Below are 20765 nucleotides of genomic sequence, written 5' to 3'. Positions count from 1 at the left end.
AGTGTGGTGGCGATAGCAAGAAGGATACACCTGTTCCCATATCGAACACAGTAGTTAAGCTTCTTAGCGCCGATGGTAGTGGGGGGTTGCCCCCTGTGAGAGTAGGACGTTGCCACGCTTGTGTTTTATTCCGGCATAGCTCAGTTGGTAGTAGCGCATGACTGTTAATCATGATGTCGTAGGTTCGAGTCCTACTGCCGGAGTTGTTACAAATTAACATATAGAGTAATATGTGACTTGGGAGAGTTGTCCGAGCTGGCCGAAGGAGCATGATTGGAAATCATGTAGGCGGCAACCGCTGTCTCAAGGGTTCAAATCCCTTACTCTCCGTTAATATGTAAAAATGGCCCGTTGGTCAAGCGGTTAAGACACCGCCCTTTCACGGCGGTAACACGGGTTCGAGTCCCGTACGGGTCATAAGTATAATGTATGTTATACTAGGGAAGGTTCCGTGGTGTAGGGGTTAACATGCCTGCCTGTCACGCAGGAGATCGCGGGTTCGATTCCCGTCGGAACCGCCATTTTAGATTAATATTTTGGCTCGGTAGCTCAGTTGGTAGAGCAACGGATTGAAGCTCCGTGTGTCGGCAGTTCGATTCTGTCCCGAGCCACCATTTGGAGGAATAGCGAAGTGGCTAAACGCGACGGACTGTAAATCCGTTCCTTAGGGTTCAGTGGTTCGAATCCACTTTCCTCCATTTCTTTAGGGGTATAGTTTAGCGGTAGAACTACGGTCTCCAAAACCGTCAGCGTGGGTTCGATTCCTACTACCCCTGCTACTTTTTATAATATGGCGATTGTGGCGAAGTGGTTAACGCACCGGATTGTGGCTCCGGCATTCGTGGGTTCGATTCCCATCAGTCGCCCCTTTATTGGGCTATAGCCAAGCGGTAAGGCAACGGACTTTGACTCCGTCATTCGTTGGTTCGAATCCAGCTAGCCCAGTTTTTTATTTTTATTAGGCGGTATAGCCAAGTGGTAAGGCAGAGGTCTGCAAAACCTTTATCATCGGTTCAAATCCGGTTACCGCCTTTATCATGGCTATTTTTTATCTTTAAAATTTATATTTAATTAGCCGGTGTGGCGGAATTGGCAGACGCGCTGGACTCAAAATCCTGTGATCTCACGATCGTGCCGGTTCGACCCCGGCCACCGGTACTGCGAAACATCAACGTAACTTTACGTTGATGTTTTTTTATGAGCAAAAATTGATATAGATAAGTAAACCGGTCACTAGCGCAGGAATGAAGGGCAAGATGTTTCGTTTAAAGTAATGTTTAATGATTAGTCCGTAGCAGATACCGACGAAACTTGCGATAAATAAGATGCTATAAATCTCTAAAGGAGAAAAGTAACAGCTCCACCAAATGAGTAATTTTATATCACCTTGACCAATCCAATCACTAAAGAACGTGTGAATGATGATAAGAAAAACTATCAAGGTAATCTGACTAACGGTTAGATTTATTTGAAATCCATAATCGTACAAGTGATAAATTATAGACAAGAAAACACTCGCATAATAAATGATAGGCGAAATCATTAAATAATAACTGTCACTAAAAGTAAAAAAAATACCACTGACAGTAATAAGCATGATTGGAAAAAGTGTATGGTTAAATGAATGTTGCTTAAAATAGACTATGAATAAGCCAATCTGCAAAATTAAAATAAATAAAATCATGCTGTTTGGCAAGTAAATGACGGGTCTATCAGACTTTTTAAAGCTAAAATAATGGAATATAGTAAAAATAACAATTAGTAAGAATGTATTTATCCATAGATTCATATAAAACCTTCTTTCTTTATTTGAAACAAAGATGCAATTTAGTTATTTTTAATACAAAATAGATAATGGTATAATAGTTAGGATAGGAGGGATTTGATGAGTGAATGGTTACAACATAAATTAAGTCTATTGCCAACAGATCCTGGTTGCTATTTAATGAAAGATAAAAATCAAACGATTATTTATGTTGGTAAAGCTAAGAATTTGCGAAATCGGGTTCGTTCTTATTTTACAGGAAGTCATGATACAAAAACAGCTCGATTAGTCAGTGAAATAGTTGATTTTGAATATATTGTCACAGAGTCTAATATTGAAGCGTTGATATTAGAGATTAATCTGATTCAAAAGAATGATCCAAAATATAATATCATGTTAAAAGATGATAAGAGCTATCCGTTTATCAAAATCACGAATGAGAAATATCCACGCTTGATGATTACGCGAGAAGTAAAAAAAGATCATGCTTGGTATTTCGGTCCTTATCCAGATGTTAAAGCGGCCAATGAAACGAAAAAGCTTTTAGATAAGCTCTATCCATTAAGAAAATGTAGTTTAAATGCGAAAGAGGTCTGTCTTTATTATCATTTGGGGCAATGTTTATGTCCAGCAGTAAATGATGTCGATCCACAAGTTTATCGTGATATGGTGGAAGAGATTAAGCGATTTTTGAATGGTGGCTATACAGAAATTCAAAAAAATCTAGAGAAAAAAATGTATCAAGCAGCTGATGAAATGGCGTTTGAACGTGCGGCGGAGTTGCGTGATCAGATTCAATCGATTGAAACGGTTATGACACGTCAAAAAATGACAAATGCAGATTTTATTGACCGTGACGTGTTTGGCTATGCAATTGATAAAGGCTATATGTGCGTGCAAGTCTTTTTTGTCCGTCAAGGAAAGTTGATTGAGCGTGATGTTTCTATTTTTCCTTTTTATAATGAAGCGACGGAAGATTTTTTGACGTTTATAGGTCAATTTTATCAGGAAACGCAGCATTTTATTCCTAAAGAAATCTTTATACCACGAGATATTGATAAAGAAAGTGTGGAAGCGCTAGTGAGTAGTAAAGTGTATCAACCGCAGCGTGGTGAAAAGCGTAAGCTAGTGGACTTAGCGAGTGAAAATGCACGTGTGTCGTTAGCCGAACGTTTTAGTTTATTAGAAAGAAAGCAAGAGCGGACAGTGGGAGCGATTGAGACACTCGGTGAGTTGTTAAATATCCCGACACCGGTCAGGATTGAAGCGTTTGATAACTCTAACATTATGGGGACAAGTCCGGTATCTGCGATGGTTGTCTTTGTTGATGGTAAACCGCTAAAAAAAGAATATCGTAAGTACCGTATTAAAACAGTGCAAGGGCCAGACGATTATGCGTCCATGCGTGAGGTAATCTATCGTCGTTATTCGCGTGTTTTAAAAGAAGGTCTACCACTACCTGATTTAATTATGATTGATGGTGGTAAAGGCCAAGTCGAAGTGGCACGTGATGTATTGGTGAATCAACTAGGTTTAACGATTCCGATTGCAGGATTAGTTAAGAATGACAAGCATCGGACAAGTGAATTAATCTTCGGTCCAGAACTGGCTGTGGTTCCAATGGAAAGACAATCGGAAGCTTTCTTTTTACTACAACGTATTCAAGACGAAGTCCATCGTTATGCGATTACCTTTCATCGACAAGTACGTAGTAAAAATAGCTTCTCTTCGCAATTAGATGATATTGAAGGGTTGGGACCAAAACGTAAGCGGAAGCTTTTAAAACACTTTAAATCGATAAAAAAAATGGAAGACGCTTCGCTAGAGGAAATACAGGCAGCGGGTATACCAAAATCTGTAGCGGAGAACGTTTTAGCGTATTTTAATATCAAAGAGAAACAGACCTAAGACCGATGACAGCTAATAGGAGGTATGTTACAATTTTGATATTAACAACAAGAAAATGAAGAAGAACGAAAGAGATGAAGAAATGAAGGCACTTTGGGTTCAAGTAATTGTAAGTTTGGTTATGGTAGCAGGAATTGTGTATTATTTACGAGCAGTATCAGTCTTTAAAGATTCAAAGCGCGGTCATGAGATTTTAGCCCGTGCTAGCGTTATGACATTTAGTACCTTCATGATAGGCTTCGCTTGGATACTCATTATTCTGAATACGGCGGGTATGTCACGCAAAAACTTTGTGATGAGTTGTTTGCTACATGCTACAGCAGTATCGGTTGTTAATGCAGGGAGCATTTGGTATTTTTCAAAATCAGAAAATAAAAGGTAAGTAACGATTCCAAAGAATCGTTATTTTCTTTTAGGGAAAGGAGAAAAGATGTTAGAAGTTAGAGGGTTAAGTAAACAGTTTGGGGAGTTAAAGGCGTTGGATGATTTGCATTTTACCATTCCTAAGGGGACGATTTTAGGTTTAATTGGTCAAAACGGCGCTGGTAAGACGACTACATTTCGTCTTATTTTAGATTTTTTGAGAGCGGATACGGGCAAGGTTTTTTGGAACGGTCGTGAGTTAACGGAAAAAGACTATAATATTATTGGGTATCTGCCAGAAGAAAGAGGGTTGTATCCTAAGATTTCGATTGAAGAACAGTTAATTTATTTTGCGAAATTACGTGGAAAAAGTAAAAAAGAAATTGCACCGAAAATTGATGAATGGTTAGAAAAGTTTGAAGTGAAGGGGAAAAAGACGGATAAAGTCAAATCACTTTCAAAAGGGAATCAACAAAAAGTGCAAGTAATTGCGACATTGATTCACGAACCCGAGTTAATTATTTTAGATGAGCCGTTTAGTGGTTTGGATCCTGTCAATGCCGAGTTATTAAAAGATGCTATCATTGAGTTGAAAGATAAAGGGTCTTGTGTAATTTTTTCCAGTCATAATATGGATAACGTGGAAAAGATTTGTGATCATTTGATTATGTTGCGAAATGGACGTACGGTATTGGATGGTAAGGTACATGAAATTCGTGAACAATTTGGTCGCACTAAGTTAACAATGGATTCACTCATGCCACGCATCGAAGTGGAAGAAACACTTGGTGTGCAGCGAGTTGTCACACGAGCGGATGGCGCATTAGAGATTCAATTAGCAAATGAAGAAGTAGGGCGCGAGCTTTTTGAAAAAGCTGTTTCTTACGGTTATATGCCTGTTTTTAATCAAGTTCCTCCTACACTGGAAGAGATATTTAAAATGAAAGTGGGGGAAAAAGATGAATAAGTTTTGGATAGTGGCGTTAGAAACATTTAAGCGTAATGTTAAGAGTGTGACATTTATAGTGATGTTATTTGCACCGTTATTGTTTATTGGGTTTATCGGTCTTTCAGCGTTTATTGGCTCAAAAGTAGCCGATACGGATACGGTAGCCATTGTGTCAGAAAATCCTGATATTCGTGCGGCTGTGTTAAGTCAAACAGCATTAGATATTGACAAGAATATCACAACGGTAGATGCTGGCAAAAAAGAGTTAGAAAAAGGGAATATCGATGGGTATATTCTCATTGACAAAAACGAGCAAAACATCGTGGGAACATACTACGGAAATAGTTCACTTGCTATGAGTGACAAGCTACAGTTGACGCAAATATTATCACAATTTCAGTTAGCTGAGCGTAGTAAGTCTTTAGGATTAAGCGAGACTGAAGTCGCGAGTTTAATGGCTCCTGCTCAAATTAAAGAGAAAACAGTGGAATTTTCAGATGGCGAATTGGTCGAGAAAAAAGATGATAAGTTTGCTCGTATGGGTGTCGCCATGTTTATTAGTTTTGCGATGTTCATGATTATATTAATGTACGCGCAAATTATTTCACAAGAAGTGGCTTCTGAAAAAGGGACACGTATTATGGAAGTCATCTTATCGAGTACGTCAGCTGAAAAACATTTTTACGGGAAAATTATGGGGATTTTCATGGTGATTTTAACCCAAATCGGTGTGTATATTCTAACAGCCGTTATGGCTTTTCAAGTTGTTAAAAATCAACCTATTGTCAAAGAGGCCCTTTCCTTTATTTCAATTGGCGAAATTATGAAAGCTCTACTCGGTTACAATTTAATTTTCTTACTATTGGGTGTCATGATTTATACGATTGCTGCAGCGTTTTCTGGTTCTCTCGTATCAAAATCAGAGGATGCCGCAAAAGCGGTTGTACCAGTGACGTATATTACGATGATTGGTTATTTCCTAAATATTTTCCTAGGCATGAATAATCCAAAAAATCTCGTCTTTGTCATTTCTTCGTACGTGCCATTTGTTTCAAGTTTTACAATGCCAGTGCGAATTGCCAATGATACAGTTTCAGCTTACGAACCACTTATTTCCGTCTTGATTTTAGCAGTTGCAACCGTCTTACTGTTAAGATTATCAGCGAAGATGTACCGAGCAACGTCACTTGTCTATAGTGATGAAGGCATTTGGAAAGTGATGAAACGTTCGTTTACATTATTAAAATATGAGAAGGCTGTGTAATGCGTCTTAAAGCTGTCCGCTTATTTGGGCAGCTTTTTTTGTTTGTGTTTGGCAAACAATTAGAAGAAGTTTTTGTGTAAATTTGCTATAATATAAGAGATTGTGTAAAGAGAGGACGTTGTGAATGCCAACAAGAAAAAGTTTATTAGATGGGATGAACCCGCAGCAGCAAAAGGCGGTGCTTAAAACAGAAGGGCCTCTTTTGATCATGGCAGGTGCAGGAAGTGGAAAGACACGAGTTTTGACACATCGGATTGCTTATTTGATAGCTGAAAAAGGGATTAATCCGTGGAATATTTTAGCGATTACCTTTACTAATAAAGCGTCAAAAGAAATGAAAGAACGTGTTAGTCAGATTATTGCTGGCGAGGGTGATAGTGTTTGGGTATCTACTTTCCACAGTATGTGTGTGAGAATTTTACGTCGTGATGTCGACCTGATTGGTTATAATAGTAATTTTACAATTGCAGATCCAGCCGAACAGTTAACGTTAATTAAGCGAATTATTCGCGAGATGAACTTGGATGATAAAAAGTTTGAGCCGCGTCAAATGTTGGGTAAAATTAGTCAGGCTAAAAATGAGTTGCTAACAGTAGAAGATTATCAACAAGAGCAAGGCAGTTATATAGAAGATATTACCGCGCAAGTTTATGCTAACTATCAACGAGAATTGCGTAAAAATCAAACGGTTGATTTTGATGACTTAATTATGCTAACGATTCGTTTATTTAATGAACACCCTGAAGTGCTAGCTTATTATCAACAGAAATTTCAATATATCCATGTGGATGAGTATCAAGATACTAACCACGCGCAATATACATTGGTTAATCTATTAGCAGGTCGCTTTAAAAATCTCTGTGTAGTAGGGGATGCCGACCAAAGTATTTATGGTTGGCGTGGAGCAGATATGCAAAATATTTTAGATTTTGAAAAAGATTATCCGGATGCAGCGGTTATTTTATTAGAACAAAATTATCGTTCGACTAAAAATATCTTGCAAGCAGCTAATAATGTCATACAACAAAACCAAAATCGAAAAGATAAACGTTTGTGGACGGATAATGAGCAAGGTGAAAAAATCAACTACTATCGTGGGCCAACAGAGCGAGATGAAGGTCGCTTTATCGTTGAAAAAATTCAAGAAGAAAAACAACAAAACAGCCGCCGAAATGGCGATTTCGCTGTACTTTATCGGACAAATGCACAATCTCGTGTGGTAGAAGAAATGTTAATGAAAGCAAATATTCCTTATAAAATGGTTGGGGGACATAAGTTCTACGACCGAAAAGAGATTAAAGACTTAATGGCTTATTTACGTTTAATTGCTAACCCTATGGACTCGCTGAGTTTTGAACGTATTGTGAATGAGCCAAAGCGTGGGATAGGTGCGACGTCGATTCAAAAACTACGAGAGTTTGCTGTCATGCATGATTGGTCGATGCTGGAAGCAGCTCAAAATGTCGCATTGACGACGATTAGTGGTAAGGCAGCACGTGAATTAGCAAATTTTGCGGAAATGATTGTTTCCTTACAAAAAATGGCGGAGTTTTTAAGTATTACCGAGATAGTTGAACAAGTGCTAGCACGTAGTGGATACTTAGATGCTCTAACCTTACAAAATAATTTAGAAGCGCAGACACGCATTGAAAACTTAGAAGAGTTTTATACGGTGACACGTGCCTATGATGAAGAGCAAGCTAAAGCAGAAGTAGAGGAAACAGAAGAAGGCCAACCACTTGCACGTTTTCTGAGCGAATTAGCGCTTGTATCGGATTTGGATACGCTAGAAGAAGGTCAGACACAAGTTACCTTAATGACGCTTCATGCGGCAAAAGGGTTAGAATTTCCTGTGGTCTTTCTCTTAGGTATGGAAGAAGGGATTTTCCCACTATCACGGGCGATGTTTGAAGATGATCAGCTAGAAGAAGAGCGCCGATTAGCGTATGTTGGCATTACTCGGGCAGAAGAAAAGCTTTATTTAACGAATGCTTTATCACGGACGCTATACGGACGGACACAAAATAATCCCGTTTCACGTTTTATTCATGAGATTAATCAAGAGTTGATTGAGCCTGTTGGCAATCAAGCGAGTATTGTCGCGCGCCAAAGACAATCGCCTTTTATGACGAAAAAGTCAACGATTGGTCATCGCCCAACACGACCTGAAACGACTGTGAAAAAAACGACTTCAGTGCGTCAAACAGGTAGCGAGCAGAGAGATTGGCAACCTGGCGACAAGGCGCACCATAAAGTATGGGGTGAAGGCACGATTGTTAGCGTTTCGGGCAAAGGAAAAGAGATGGAGTTAGATGTTGCCTTTCCACAACAGGGCATTAAACGTCTATTGGCTGCCTTTGCGCCATTAACTCGACCGGAGAAGTAGAGGAGGATAAAGAGATGCAACCTGAAGAGGCAAAACAACGGATTGAAGAACTAAGAGCAACATTACAAACGTGGGCAAAAGCTTATTATGAAGACGATAATCCCATTACGACGGATGCCGACTATGATAAGGCATATCATGAATTGGTTGAATTAGAAGAAGCCTTTCCAGAATTTCAATCGACTGACTCAATTACTCAGAAAGTCGGGGGAGAAGTAGCAGAAGGGTTTGAAAAAGTACGTCACGATACGCCCATGTTAAGTTTAAGTAATGCTTTTAATAAAGAAGATTTAGTAGCATTTGACCAACGAATCCGTCGTTTAACATCTGCTGATTTTAGTTATGTCTGTGAGTTAAAGATAGATGGACTGGCAATTGCTCTAAAATATGAAAATGGCCAACTCGTTCGAGGCGCGACACGTGGCGACGGAACGATTGGCGAAAATATTACGAATAATTTACGACAAGTGACAAGTATTCCGCACCAATTACCAGAAGCCATTGATTTAGAAGTGCGTGGGGAATGTTACATGCCGAAAGAAAGTTTTGTAAAGTTAAATGACATGCGTGAAGCAGAGGGCCAAACTGTCTTTGCTAATCCACGTAATGCGGCAGCTGGAACGCTACGACAGTTAGACAGCCGTGTCGTGAAACAGCGTCAGCTAAGTGCGTTTATGTATGGTTTAGTGCATCAGCCAACAGATGGTTTATCTTCTCAAGAGGATGCGTTAGAACAAATGTCGGACTGGGGCTTTCAAATTAACCCAGACCGTACTGTTTGTCAGACAATCGAGGAAGTCTGGTCATTTATCGAAACGTATCAAGAAAAACGAATGGCGTTACCTTATGAAATCGATGGCATTGTAATTAAGGTGAATGAGTTTTCCGTCCAAAATGAAATCGGCTTTACGGTAAAAGCACCGCGCTGGGCGATTGCTTATAAATTTCCAGCGGAAGAAGCGTTAACTGAGATTTTAGATATTGAATGGACGGTTGGAAGGACGGGAGTTGTCACACCAACAGCGATTATGACACCTGTACGACTGGCAGGAACAACTGTTGGACGAGCGAGTTTGCATAATGTCGATTTAATTCGTAAACGGGACATCCGTCTTCATGATACCGTCGTGATTCATAAAGCAGGTGATATTATACCAGAAGTGACACGAGTTATTTTGGATAAACGTCCGATAGACTCTCAGCCGTATGAGATGCCCACGACCTGTCCAGAATGTCATAGTGACCTCGTTCATTTGGAAGAAGAAGTCGCTTTGCGTTGTTTAAACCCTATGTGTCCTGCTCAGATTAAAGAAGGTTTGAATCACTTTGTGTCGCGAAATGCAATGAATATTGACGGTGTCGGGCCGCGAATTATAGAACAACTTTATCAACATCAACTGGTAAAAGATGTGGCGGACTTATATCGCTTGACGGCAGACGATTTATTAGGTTTGGAAAAAATTAAAGAAAAATCCGCCCAGAATATTTTAACTGCGATTGAAGCAAGTAAACAAAATTCTTTAGAGCGGTTAATATTTGGACTTGGAATTCGTCATGTCGGAGCAAAAGCGGCAACGTTGATTGCGGAACGTTTTAAAACGCTGGAGGCTGCTCGCCAAGCGACAGTAGAAGAAATCACTCAGATTGAAACACTAGGTGAGGTCATTGCGGAAAGTTTTGTGACCTATATGGCGCAGCCAGAAGTCGGGTTGTTAATGGAAGAATTAGAAGAAGTCGGTGTGAACATGACCTACCAAGGCGTGACACAAGCAGAAATTGAAGCTATCGACTCTCCTTTTAAAGAAAAAACAGTGGTTCTGACTGGAAGTCTTGAAGCCATGACACGCCCAGAAGCGAAAAAAATCATCGAATCGTTAGGTGGGAAAGTAACTGGCAGCGTATCGAAAAAAACCGATATTGTCATTGCCGGAAGTGAAGCCGGAAGTAAACTAACGAAAGCGGAGAGCTTAGGCGTGACCGTTTGGGATGAAAAACGGATGTTAGAAGCCTTTAAAGAAGCGAATCAGAATGTGTCAGAATAAAAAGAACACTGCATAAGTAAGCAAAATATGATAAAATGTGAAAAGAAAATGAAGAGAGAAGGGAAATTATGGCAATTAGTGAAGCAGAAGTAAAACATGTCGCAGCTCTGTCAAAATTAGAAATTTCAGATGAAGAAATTGCAATGTTTACCGAGCAACTAGGTGATATTATTGACATGGTTGAATATTTAGATGAAGTCGATACAACAGGTGTACCTGTTACAGTGAATGTTGTGCATAACGAGACAGTATTACGACCTGATACAGTCGCACAAGACAATACACGTGAAGAATTATTAAGAAATGTTCCAGATAAAGAAAATGGCTATATTCGTGTGCCAGTCATTATTGAAGATGGAGGTGCGGGAGCCTAATGATGTCATTATTTCAAGGAAGTATTCAAGATTTACACCAAAAATTAGTTAATAAAGAGTTAACTGTTGTCGAACTAATTGAGGCAACCTTTGACCGTATTGAAGCAACTGACGAGGTGTTAAACGCCTTTTTAACACTTGATAAAGAAGGCGCTCTTGAACAAGCAGCTGCTTTAGATGAAAAAGGAATTGACGAAGGAAATATTTTAGCAGGTATTCCAATCGGGATTAAAGATAACATTGTTACAAAAGATGTGGAAACAACAGCAGCAAGTAAAATGTTAGGTGGGTTTATCCCAGTTTATGATGCTACAGTTATGTCAGCAGTGAAAGCTCATGATATGATTCCAGTTGGTAAACTCAATATGGACGAGTTTGCTATGGGAGGAAGTACTGAAACATCTTATTATAAAAAAACAACTAATGCATGGGACGCTACAAAAGTACCGGGTGGCTCATCAGGTGGTTCAGCTGCAGCAGTCGCAGCAGGACAAGTTCCAGTTTCATTAGGAACTGATACGGGTGGTAGTATTCGCCAACCAGCAGCCTTTAACGGAATTGTTGGAATGAAACCGACATACGGTCGTATTTCACGTTTTGGTTTAATAGCGTTTGCTTCAAGTTTAGATCAAATTGGACCATTAACCCGTACGGTAGAAGAAAACGCCAATGTCTTACAAGCCATTAGCGGACACGATCCGAAAGATAGTACGAGTGCGCAACTAGAGGTTCCAGATTTCACGGCGAACTTAAAAGCTGGTGTTAAAGGAATGAAAATAGCCCTACCAAAAGAATACTTAGAAGAAGGGATTGACCCAGCGATTCGCGAAGCAGTCTTAAAAGCTGTGGAAACGTATCGTGAACTTGGTGCGACGGTTGAAGAAGTCTCATTGCCACATTCTAAATATGGTGTTGCAGCTTACTACATCATTGCTTCATCCGAAGCTTCTTCGAATTTACAACGTTTCGACGGTATTCGCTATGGCTATCGCTCGGAATCTGCTACTAATTTAGAAGAATTATATGTCAAAACACGTTCTGAAGGCTTTGGTTCAGAAGTGAAACGCCGTATTATGTTAGGGACATTCTCACTAAGTTCAGGCTTTTACGATGCTCACTTTAAGAAAGCCGGACAAGTCCGTACCTTGATAAAAAATGACTTTGAAAAAGTCTTTGAATCATATGATTTAATCATTGGGCCGACAACGCCTACTGTTGCCTATGACTTAGGAGATAAAATCTCTGACCCACTTGCGATGTATATGGCTGACATTTTAACCATTCCAGTTAACTTGGCGGGTGTACCGGGTATGTCGATTCCATGTGGATTTGCAGACGGACTACCAATCGGCTTACAATTAATCGGCAAACGTTTTGATGAAGCAACTATGTACCAAGCAGCATACGCATTTGAACAAGCGACAAACTTTCATCAACAACGTCCTGAGATTTTAGGAGGTAAGGCATAATGAACTTTGAAACAGTCATTGGATTAGAAATCCACGTAGAATTAAAAACAGATTCTAAAATCTTTTCAACATCACCCGCTCATTTTGGAGCAGAGCCGAATGTGAACACAAACGTCGTCGACTTTAGTTATCCAGGCGTATTACCGGTGATGAATGAAAAAGCTTTAGAGTACGGTATTAAAGCAGCTCTTGCTTTAAACTGTGATATTTCTCAACATACACATTTTGACCGCAAAAACTACTTTTATCCAGATAATCCTAAAGCATATCAAATCTCCCAAGATGAGTCACCCGTTGGACATGATGGTTGGGTAGAAATTGATGTAGCAGGTAAAAAGAAAAAAATTCGCGTTGAACGCGTCCATTTAGAAGAAGATGCTGGGAAAAACATCCATGGCACTGACGGATATTCATACGTTGACTTAAACCGTCAAGGCACCCCGTTAATTGAAATCGTTTCTGAAGCAGATATTCGTTCACCTGAAGAAGCCTATGCCTATTTAGATGCGGTACGTTCAATTATTCAGTTTACGGGTGTCAGTGATGTTAAAATGGAAGAAGGCTCTATGCGTTGTGACGCTAACATCTCATTACGTCCATACGGTCAAGAAGAATTCGGAACAAAAACGGAGTTGAAAAACTTAAACTCACTGAACTTTGTCAAAAAAGGTTTGGAATATGAAGTCAAACGTCAAACGCAAGTCCTTTTATCTGGAGGCGTTATTCAACAAGAAACACGTCGTTATGACGATGCTACGGGCGAAACAGTCTTAATGCGTGTGAAAGAAGGAGCGAGCGATTATCGTTACTTCCCAGAGCCAGATTTACCACCTTTGACAATTTCAGATGAAACAATCGCGCGTATCAAAGAGGAATTACCAGAGATGCCTCAAGCACGTCGTGAACGATACATTAAAGATTTAGGTTTACCAGAGTATGATGCGATGGTCTTGACTTTAACACGTGAAATGTCTGATTTCTTTGATGCAACATTAGAGGCTGGAGCAGACGCTAAACAAGCTTCAAACTGGTTAATGGGAGATGTCTCTGCATATCTTAACAGCCAACAAAAAACGTTGTCAGAGACGAAGCTGACACCAGATAATCTTGCTGGAATGATTCAATTAATTGCAGACGGAACCATCAGCTCGAAAATTGCGAAGAAAGTCTTTAAAGAATTAATTGAACATGGTGGCGATGCGAAAAAAGTCGTCGAAGAAAAAGGATTGGTTCAGTTATCTGACCCAGCACAATTATTACCTATTATTACTGAAATTTTAGATAACAATGCGCAATCAATCGAAGATTTTAAAAACGGTAAAGACCGAGCAGTTGGCTTCTTAGTAGGTCAAGCGATGAAACAAACAAAAGGAAAAGCCAATCCAGGTGTCGTCAATAAATTGATAATGGAAGAACTGGCAAAACGCTAGAAAAAGAGGGAAAACCATGCGGGCAAGAGTAATATATAATCCAACATCAGGAAAAGAGTTATTAAAGAAAAATTTGCCGGATATTTTAACGATTCTAGAGCGAGCAGGTTATGAAGCAAGTGCGTTTGCGACCACACCTGATCCCAAATCAGCTGAACGTGAAGCCAAACGGGCTGCTTTAGCAGGCTTTGATTTGATCGTCGCAGCAGGTGGTGACGGAACTATCAACCAAGTTGTTAATGGGATTGCGCCTTTGGAAAAACGACCTAAAATGGCGGTCATACCTGGTGGAACGACGAATGACTATGCACGCGCATTAAAAATACCACGTGATGATGTTTTAGCAGCAGCACGAATTATTGCTAAAAATCAAACGGTCAAGATGGATATCGGACAGGCTGGTGCGCAATACTTTATTAATATTGGGGCAGGTGGCTATTTAACAGAGCTAACCTATGAAGTACCGTCACACTTAAAGAGTATTTTTGGTTATCTAGCTTATCTCGTTAAAGGAGCAGAAATGCTGCCACATGTGAAGCCAATTGACATGAAATTAATCTATGACGATGGCGAGTATGTTGGGAAGGCGTCGATGTTTTTCTTAGGCTTAACGAATTCCATTGGTGGTTTTGAAACGATTGCACCTGACGCACGTTTAGATGATGGTAAGTTCTCATTAATCATAGTCAAAACAGCGAATCTTGTTGAAATATTACGTTTGATTGTAAAACTTTTAAACGGTGGTAAGCATATCGATGATCCGAATATTATTTATGTGAAAACATCAGAACTATATGCGGAAGCGACGGAAGAAAATGTGAAAATGATGATTAATTTAGACGGAGAATACGGTGGCGATGCGCCAATGACGTTTAAGAATCTACCACAACATATAGAAACTTTTGTCAATCTCGACCAAATTTCAGAAGAAGCTGTGATTGGAAATGAGTTTAAAGAAGCCTCAAGTGCGTTTGTGCGAGAAATGGAACATTTAACACAAGAAGATTTAGACGGTGATGGAGAGATTTCCAAATAACCAGGAGAAAGGAAGAGACGTGGTCGCTTCCTTTCTTTTTGTCAAGAAGAAGAGTGAATTATGAAGGGAAAAAATAAATGACAGTGAAAAAAAATCGTCAACTGACGGTGAAAATTGAAGACTTAACACATGAAGGAATGGGCGTAGCGAAAGTTGAAGGGTATCCTCTGTTTATCGAAAATGCTTTACCGGGAGAAGAGGTACTTGTGCATGTCGTGAAAGCAGGTAAAAAGTTTGGCTTTGCTAAAGTCATCGATTATCTGACTGAAAGTCATCAGCGTGTGTCTCAGACAGATGATGTGCTTATCCGAACAGGTATTGCGCCATTAAGTCACTTAACGTATGAGCAGCAACTTCTTTTTAAACAGACTCAAGTCAAGCGTAATCTAAGCAAGATAGCGCAATTAGATGACGTCTCTGTCTTAGAGACAATCGGAATGACAGACCCTTGGCAGTATCGAAATAAAGCTCAAGTTCCTTTTCGTCGCGTCAACGGACGAGGAGAAACCGGATTTTATCGTAAAAACTCGCATGATTTAATACCGATTGAGGACTATCAGATACAACATACTGAAATAGATAAGGTTATTGCCATCGTGCGTGACGCTCTGAATGATTATCGGATTAAACCATATAATGAAGAGGAACATACAGGGTTAATCCGCCACATTATTGTCAGACGTGGATTTTATACAGGCGAGATGATGGTGGGCTTTGTCACACGTACGAAGAAGTTTTTTGATAGTGACCGTGTTGTGAAAAAGATTTTAGAACAAGCACCTGAAGTGACCACGATTGTCCAAAATATTAACGAAGATAAAACCAATGTGATATTAGGAAATGAAACAGTAACATTATATGGCGATGGCGTTATACATGACCGTTTATTTGATAAGACTTACCGTTTATCACTTAATTCTTTCTTCCAAGTGAATACTCGGCAAGCAGAGGTGCTGTATGAACAAGCAATGAACTTTGCAGAACTGAATTCGTCAGATATTGTCATAGATGCTTACTGTGGAATTGGGACGATAGGGATGTCTCTTGCCAATCGTGTGGCGCACGTTTATGGTATGGATGTTGTCCCACAAGCGATTGCAGATGCGAAAGAAAATCAGAAGTTAAATGATATTAAGAATGTCACATTTGAAACAGGAAAAGCGGAAGAAGTGTTACCAAGCTGGGTGGAAGAAGGCATAAAAGCGAATGTTCTGATTGTCGACCCACCACGTAAAGGCTTAGACCCAAGTTTTATTGAGACGGCTTGTGAGCTAGCTCCTGACAGAATCGTTTATGTATCCTGTCATCCAGGAACATTTGCCCGTGATGTTAAGTTATTTGGCGAAAAAGGCTATGAATTAACGAAAGTACAACCGGTTGATATGTTTCCACAAACGACACATGTGGAGACGGTTGTGTTGCTTTCCAAACTGGACTCAAAAAGACACATTAGTGTAGAACTTCCAATTGATGAAATGGATTTAACTAGTGCAGAGAGTAATGCTACTTATAATCAAATTCAAAATTATATTTTGGAAAAGTTTAGGCTTAAGGTATCTACACTTTATATTGCACAAGTAAAGAGAAAATATGGTTTAGATGTTAGAAAACACTATAATATTTCAAAGAACGAGAATCAGAAAGTTCTACAGTGTCCAATTGAAAAGGAAGAAGCTATTTTGGATGCGTTGAAGCATTTTAAGATGATGTAGTATTAAAACAATAGGGGGGCATAGACAGTGGCTAATATTGAAAGTATTAAACAAAAAATACTACAACTGGATCCAGGTTCATTTCAAAATCTTTGTGATTCTTATTTATATAAAACTGGCTATCCGAGTATAGTATCTCTTGGTGGAGAAGCAGGTACACGAAAGACCACTTTAGGTACACCTGATACTTATTTTATTGCATCAAATGGGAAGTATGTTTTTGTTGAATACACAACTCAAATGACGAATTTATTTGCAAAAATTAGTGATGATCTTGGAAAATGTCTTGATATAGCAAAGACAGGTATTCCGCATGACAAAATATCTGAAATTATTTATTGTCATACTTCATCAAACCTTACACCCTTTCAAGATAGTGAAGTAAAAAAACTGTGTGAAGATGTTGGAGTTAAGCTTATAATTATTGGAATTGATAAGCTTGCAGAAGATATATATCTTTTCCATCATAATCTTTCACGTGATTTTTTGGGAATATCAATAAGTACAGATCAAATTCAATCATATGATGAATTTATTAATAGTTATAATGCAAATAGAATGGCTGCTCCAATTGACACTAAGTTTCTTTTCAGAGAAAAAGAATTTCAAGATATCATCAATGCTTATCTGAAAGTGGATGTTGTTATACTTAGTGGTTCAGCAGGTACGGGAAAAACCCGTTTAGCCTTGCATTATGTAAAAAATCATGCAGATGCTAAGAATGAAAAGACTTACTGTATTCATAGTAATGCATTACCAATATATGAGGACTTAAAACTTTTTTTAGATAGACCAGGAGATTATTTTCTTTTTATTGATGATGCAAATCAATTGTCAGGACTGCAGCATATTATCCGTTACGTTAGTATGAAACCAGAGGGATATAATGTAAAAATACTTATTACAGTAAGGGATTATGCACTTCAAAAAGTGATAAACGATGTTCGAAAAATCACTTATTTTGAGATTGTGAATGTAAATGTATTTTCAAATAATGAGATTAAGGAATTACTTGAAACTTCATTGGGTATTTTGAATCAAGACTATCAAGAACGAATTATAAGAATTGCAGAAGGAAATGCTCGTATTGCTATACTTGCTGGGAAAGTAGCATGCAGTTCAAATCGTTTGGAGTCTATTGATGATGTGTCACAATTATATGAAGATTATTATGGTTCTAATTTAGAAGATAGGCAATTTTTTATAGACAAAAATCTGTGTATAACTGCTGGTATAGTTGCTTTTCTTGAAGCAATTCATTTAGATTATATTGATGCACTTTTACCGATTTTACAGGAAAAAGGGTTAAATCGTGATAATTTCATTGAAAATATCCGTATGCTTCACGAGCTGGAAATTGTCGATATTTATAATGATAAAGCTGTTCGTTTTTCTGATCAATGTTTGTCTAATTATTTGTTAAAATATATTTTCTTTGACAGAAAATTACTTAGTTTGTCGAAGATGATTAAAGCTTGCTTTTCAAGCTACAGAGAGAGAACTGTATCTTCTGTTAATACATTAATTAATATCTTTAGAAATAAAGAGCTTTTAAATTTTGTTGAGAAAGAAATAAAGTTATTATGGGATGAATTATCAACAGAAGAATCGCCAATATTCTTTGAATTTGTAAAAGTCTTTTTTCGTATTAATCCTACTGAAACACTTTTGCTTTTGCAAAATGAAATTGAATCTGAAGAAAGAGTGATTTGTGAATGGAGTGATATAGATACTGAAAAAAGAAAAAACTATCAGCATGTAGAAAATGATATCATTAAAATTCTTGGTGGATTTGCAGATATGACTGATTTGCCAACCGCTTGTGATTTGTTTTTTCAATATTATCTAAAGCGACCCGATTTATTTATGGAATTTTATCATGCAGTCAATATATTTTTTGGGATTCATAGGGATGCCATACGTTATGATTTTTACACTCAAATAACATTTTTTGAAAAAATAAAAGAATATTCAGATGACTGGAAACAAGAATTTATTGTTAGCTTCTTTTTACAAATAACAGAAGAATTTTTGAAATTGTATTTTTCACCAGCGGAGGAAGGACGAAAAAATACATTAACCGTATATCAAATTCCATTAGCTATGTCTAAAGGTGTTGAAAAATATCGCAATTTAATTTGGGAATCTTTATCTTCTTTAAGCAAAATTGAAAAATATAGAGCAAAAGTGAGGGAAATCCTCAGCTTTTATGGTGGCACTATCGACGATGTAAGCATTCCTGTTTTACAATTTGATTTAAAATATATTAAATTGATTTTGAAGTCATATTTTCTGCCAGATAAATTGATAAATTGTCTTTTGGCGGACGAAATAGTGCAAGTTTTTAGTAGAATGAATTGTTCCTGTGAATCCTTGTTTTCTGAATACTTTGAAGAAGAGAGCTTTCAATTATATCGTCTTCTTAAAGGACCAGAATATAAAGAAGTTGGTTATGAAGAACATGAAAAACGGAAGCAGCAATCAATTAATCAATATACTTCGAATTGTGATTTACAAATGTTTAAGAAGTTAATCGATGTTTGCAGCGGTATTTCCGAGCTAGATAACCATTCATCTTGGGAGGTTGGCGAAGGATTAAATATTGCCTTTGATTCTATTTCCGATAAAAAAGATTTGTACGTTGATGCAATTAAATATTATATCAAAAACGATACACCACACAATTTACATCCATATCATCTAGTAGACACTCTATTTTCCTTATTATCTGATTCAGAAGTGTATGAAATTATTATTAGTGAAGAATATAGTCAGAAAAACGCTTGGACATATGCATATTATCATGAATTACCGCTGGAATTAATTACAGAAAAGCATTTACAAGAGCTTTATGATTTTTTGAAAGATACTTCTGACAGATATATTACCTCATCATCAATGCGTGATGTAGATTTTCTTGAGAAATATAATGTAATAGATGAATTAGCATTGATAGAAGGTTGCAAAATTATTTTGGATAAAAAAGAGTATTCCTCCTTTATCGTGGATATTTACTTTGGTTTGTTATTTAATTATCATCATAATACACCAAAGGAAGTGATTCAAAAATTTAATTGTAATTTCGAATTGCTTGAAGAAATATACTATGCTATGTTGTCATATGATAAACATCATGATTATGACGGACAATTTTTGAAGGAAATATATTCGGTTAGACCTTCTATATTGGACAAGTATATAGATTATTTAATAAATAGTGACTCTTTTAGCGACCATCAAGAAAAGCATTGTTGCTTTTTTGATTTGGACGATTTTGTAGAAATATATAATAAAATTTTTGAGCAGTTGATAAGAAACCGACGATATTCTAAATTGTCCGTACCGGATTTCTTAGAATCTTTATTATTGCCAAAGCAAAATGAGAAAAAGCTGTTAGAAAGACAAGATATGTGGATTCGGCAATGTATTCAACGATTCTGCAATGATGAAGCAAAAATGTATTGCCTATTTTCAGTTGTGTCAAAATTAGAGTTCAAAAGAAAAAAAGAGTATATCTTGCTCTTTCTTGAGAATAATCCGTTGTTTGAAGACTTTGAAAGAATACCATTAACACCTACTTCTTGGAGTTGGTCAGGTAGTGCAGTACCTATGTATTCAGCTTGGATTGAATTTCTCGAATCATTGTTACCAAACTGTATAGGTTTAAAGTGGATAAAACATAAAAACTATATTGAAACAAAAATTGGTTATTTAAAAGAGCGAATTGAATCAGAGCAAATAGATGAAATTTTAAGAGGATGATTTATAAACACAAAAAGACTGTATAAATATAGAAGTAAAACTGTCTGTGAATTGACATTTCATGATGGTTTAACCTACAAAGAAAAACAAATGTATCTAAATTTTATTTAAGGTATTTTTTAAAACTTATAGATGTTGGAGATGATATGAAGACTAGTTTGGACAATTATTAGCACGTCGAGACGGTAGGGTTGCTACAAAGAAAAATTATATAGAAATCCTGTGATTCAAGCAGTTTTACTACCATTTTTACTTTGTAGAACAAGGTGAAGTAGAAATCTAAGTTGAACTTTGGGCATAATTTC

13 protein-coding genes, 11 tRNA genes and 1 rRNA gene are annotated in these 20765 nt (G+C 37.7%); 24 read left to right on the top strand and 1 reads right to left on the bottom strand.

The window, feature by feature from the left end; genetic code table 11:
- Nucleotides 1–2 precede the first annotated feature (2 nt).
- From rrf to CBF33_RS06500, 12 genes are all read left to right on the top strand, one after another.
- Nucleotides 3–118 (top strand): 5S ribosomal RNA (rrf, locus tag CBF33_RS06555).
- Nucleotides 119–129: 11 nt separating this feature from the next.
- Nucleotides 130–203: transfer RNA gene (locus CBF33_RS06550), tRNA-Asn, on the top strand.
- Between the two features lie 37 nt (nt 204–240).
- Nucleotides 241–330, top strand: a tRNA-Ser gene (locus CBF33_RS06545).
- Between the two features lie 15 nt (nt 331–345).
- A tRNA-Glu gene (locus tag CBF33_RS06540) sits at nt 346–417 on the top strand.
- A 28-nt stretch (nt 418–445) separates the two neighbouring features.
- Nucleotides 446–521, top strand: a tRNA-Asp gene (locus CBF33_RS06535).
- A 17-nt stretch (nt 522–538) separates the two neighbouring features.
- Nucleotides 539–614 (top strand) — tRNA-Phe (locus CBF33_RS06530).
- 3 nt (nt 615–617) lie between these two features.
- Nucleotides 618–698, top strand: a tRNA-Tyr gene (locus CBF33_RS06525).
- Nucleotides 699–705: 7 nt separating this feature from the next.
- Nucleotides 706–776 (top strand) — tRNA-Trp (locus CBF33_RS06520).
- Between the two features lie 17 nt (nt 777–793).
- Nucleotides 794–866 (top strand) — tRNA-His (locus CBF33_RS06515).
- Between the two features lie 7 nt (nt 867–873).
- Nucleotides 874–945: transfer RNA gene (locus tag CBF33_RS06510), tRNA-Gln, on the top strand.
- 16 nt (nt 946–961) lie between these two features.
- Nucleotides 962–1032: transfer RNA gene (locus CBF33_RS06505), tRNA-Cys, on the top strand.
- A gap of 42 nt (nt 1033–1074) precedes the next feature.
- Nucleotides 1075–1158 (top strand) — tRNA-Leu (locus CBF33_RS06500).
- 37 nt (nt 1159–1195) lie between these two features.
- On the opposite strand, the gene CBF33_RS09720 is transcribed toward CBF33_RS06500, so the two are convergent.
- On the bottom strand, nt 1196–1597 hold the full coding sequence (locus tag CBF33_RS09720; protein ID WP_483409796.1) for a prepilin peptidase: 402 nt from the start codon (nt 1595–1597) through the stop codon (nt 1196–1198).
- 288 nt (nt 1598–1885) lie between these two features.
- Here CBF33_RS09720 and uvrC point away from each other — a divergent pair, with 288 nt between their 5' ends.
- The 12 genes from uvrC (at nt 1886) to CBF33_RS06440 (ending at nt 20460) form a co-directional block, all read left to right on the top strand.
- The gene (uvrC, locus tag CBF33_RS06495) at nt 1886–3673 is read left to right on the top strand and encodes an excinuclease ABC subunit UvrC (RefSeq protein WP_126762666.1); all 1788 of its coding nucleotides are present in this window, start codon (nt 1886–1888) and stop codon (nt 3671–3673) included.
- An 82-nt stretch (nt 3674–3755) separates the two neighbouring features.
- Complete coding sequence (locus CBF33_RS06490; RefSeq protein WP_126762664.1) at nt 3756–4055, top strand: hypothetical protein; 300 nt, start codon at nt 3756–3758, stop codon at nt 4053–4055.
- Nucleotides 4056–4103: 48 nt separating this feature from the next.
- A complete protein-coding gene (locus CBF33_RS06485) occupies nt 4104–5003 on the top strand; it encodes an ABC transporter ATP-binding protein (RefSeq protein WP_126762661.1) in 900 nt (299 codons plus the stop codon).
- Nucleotides 4996–6249, top strand: a complete 1254-nt coding sequence (locus tag CBF33_RS06480; protein ID WP_126762659.1) for an ABC transporter permease — start codon at nt 4996–4998, stop codon at nt 6247–6249. The genes CBF33_RS06485 and CBF33_RS06480 overlap by 8 nt, the downstream gene beginning before the upstream one ends.
- Before the next feature lie 124 nt (nt 6250–6373).
- Nucleotides 6374–8635 carry a DNA helicase PcrA gene (pcrA, locus tag CBF33_RS06475; protein WP_126762657.1) on the top strand — a complete coding sequence of 754 codons (2262 nt, stop codon included), beginning with the start codon at nt 6374–6376 and terminating at the stop codon, nt 8633–8635.
- Nucleotides 8636–8649: 14 nt separating this feature from the next.
- Entirely contained in the window at nt 8650–10677 is a 2028-nt protein-coding gene (gene ligA / locus CBF33_RS06470) for an NAD-dependent DNA ligase LigA (protein ID WP_126762655.1), read from the top strand.
- Between the two features lie 68 nt (nt 10678–10745).
- Nucleotides 10746–11051, top strand: coding sequence for an Asp-tRNA(Asn)/Glu-tRNA(Gln) amidotransferase subunit GatC (gene gatC / locus CBF33_RS06465; RefSeq protein ID WP_126762652.1), 306 nt, complete (start codon nt 10746–10748; stop codon nt 11049–11051).
- Complete coding sequence (gene gatA, locus CBF33_RS06460) at nt 11051–12520, top strand: Asp-tRNA(Asn)/Glu-tRNA(Gln) amidotransferase subunit GatA (RefSeq protein WP_126762650.1); 1470 nt, start codon at nt 11051–11053, stop codon at nt 12518–12520. Before gatC ends, gatA begins: the two co-directional genes overlap by 1 nt.
- The gene (gatB, locus tag CBF33_RS06455; RefSeq protein ID WP_126762648.1) at nt 12520–13950 is read left to right on the top strand and encodes an Asp-tRNA(Asn)/Glu-tRNA(Gln) amidotransferase subunit GatB; all 1431 of its coding nucleotides are present in this window, start codon (nt 12520–12522) and stop codon (nt 13948–13950) included. The genes gatA and gatB overlap by 1 nt, the downstream gene beginning before the upstream one ends.
- A gap of 16 nt (nt 13951–13966) precedes the next feature.
- Nucleotides 13967–14986, top strand: coding sequence for a diacylglycerol kinase (locus CBF33_RS06450; RefSeq protein WP_126762646.1), 1020 nt, complete (start codon nt 13967–13969; stop codon nt 14984–14986).
- A gap of 77 nt (nt 14987–15063) precedes the next feature.
- On the top strand, nt 15064–16698 hold the full coding sequence (gene rlmD / locus CBF33_RS06445; protein ID WP_126762644.1) for a 23S rRNA (uracil(1939)-C(5))-methyltransferase RlmD: 1635 nt from the start codon (nt 15064–15066) through the stop codon (nt 16696–16698).
- Nucleotides 16699–16725: 27 nt separating this feature from the next.
- The gene (locus CBF33_RS06440) at nt 16726–20460 is read left to right on the top strand and encodes an nSTAND3 domain-containing NTPase (protein ID WP_126762642.1); all 3735 of its coding nucleotides are present in this window, start codon (nt 16726–16728) and stop codon (nt 20458–20460) included.
- Nucleotides 20461–20765: the final 305 nt, after the last annotated feature.

The organism is Vagococcus lutrae (assembly GCF_003987555.1).
Lineage (GTDB): Bacteria > Bacillota > Bacilli > Lactobacillales > Vagococcaceae > Vagococcus_A > Vagococcus_A lutrae.
The sequence above is the reverse complement of the archived record's forward strand: the minus strand, read 5'-3'. Positions and strand labels throughout refer to the sequence as shown.